The organism is Vibrio sp. Vb0937 (assembly GCF_033338855.1).
In genome coordinates this window covers 1-1,120 of the sequence record NZ_JAWOTK010000371.1, presented here as the reverse complement: position 1 = coordinate 1,120, position 1,120 = coordinate 1, and the positions used below count along the sequence as shown (strand labels likewise).

Genomic DNA, 1,120 nt, shown 5'->3' with positions numbered 1-1,120 from the left:
AGTCTTAATGCATCAAGGCATTCTTGTTTGCTGTACGTTCCTGCTAAATTTAAGAAACGGATAACGTTTAGCGGCAAAGAGTCGTTGAGTTTCAGTTTCTGAGGCACATAACCAATTTTTAGCTTTTTCGCTTTAACCAATTTTCCGCTAGTCGGCTTTTGAAGCCCTAAAATGACTTTAACTAACGTGGATTTTCCCGCTCCGTTGGGACCGATTAGGGTTGTGATTTTGCCCTTTTCTAATTCCATGCTGATGTTATCAAGAACTCTGCGATCATCGAACTCGACGCACAATTGTTCAAGACTGACTAATGAAGACATGAATGAAACTCATTTGCAAAACTATAATGTTATAATGTAACATTATCGCACTTTCTACGCCATATCCCAAGTAAAACTATGAAAAGAGCTTTAATTCTTGCTGCTTCAGCAATGTTAACCTTGCCAGCGCAGGCGATAACAGTACTTACAAGCATTAAACCGATCCAACTGATGGTGACTGAACTGACGGAAGGCGTCACTACTCCTGAAGTGCTAGTTCAGTCAAATGCATCACCACACGATTATTCGCTGCGACCTTCTGATGTAAAAAAAGTCGCGTCTGCGGATTTGGTGATTTGGTATGGTCATGATTTGGAACCGTTTCTTGAAAAAGTCGTATCAAATAGATCTAGTACACTGACGCTAAGCGAAATACCAAATCTAGCGCTTCGTGAGTTTGATAGTGAGCATTCGCATGATCACGACGGTCATGACCACGGTAGCCACGACCCGCACTTTTGGTTGGGTATTAAACCGGTTAAACAGGTCGCCCAAGCTGTTGTGAACAAATTGGCGGAAATCGATCCAGCTAATGCGAAAACGTACAGCAACAATCTTGTTAAATTTGAAGAACAGCTTGCGGCTAGAGATAAGGAAATAGAGCAGCAGTTAGCACCAGTGAAGAACCAAGGGTACTTCGTTTTCCATGATGCGTACGGTTATTTTGAAGAGCGTTACCAGTTAAATAATCTAGGACACTTTACGGTGACTCCCGACCGAAAGCCGGGTGCCAAGACGCTGATTCAGATCAGAAAAACACTGGGATCAGGTAACGTGGCTTGTGTGTTTTCTGAGCCTCA

Annotated in this window: 2 protein-coding genes; one reads left to right on the top strand and one right to left on the bottom strand. The window is 42.8% G+C overall.

The window, feature by feature from the left end:
• Positions 1 to 320, bottom strand: a 320-nt coding sequence (locus R7P67_RS25800) for an ATP-binding cassette domain-containing protein (protein ID WP_318086447.1), incomplete at its 3' end; no start/stop codon positions are given.
• Between the two features lie 78 nt (positions 321 to 398).
• Here R7P67_RS25800 and R7P67_RS25795 point away from each other — a divergent pair.
• Positions 399 to 1,120: zinc ABC transporter substrate-binding protein (locus R7P67_RS25795; protein ID WP_318086446.1), on the top strand; the 722-nt coding region annotated here is incomplete at its 3' end.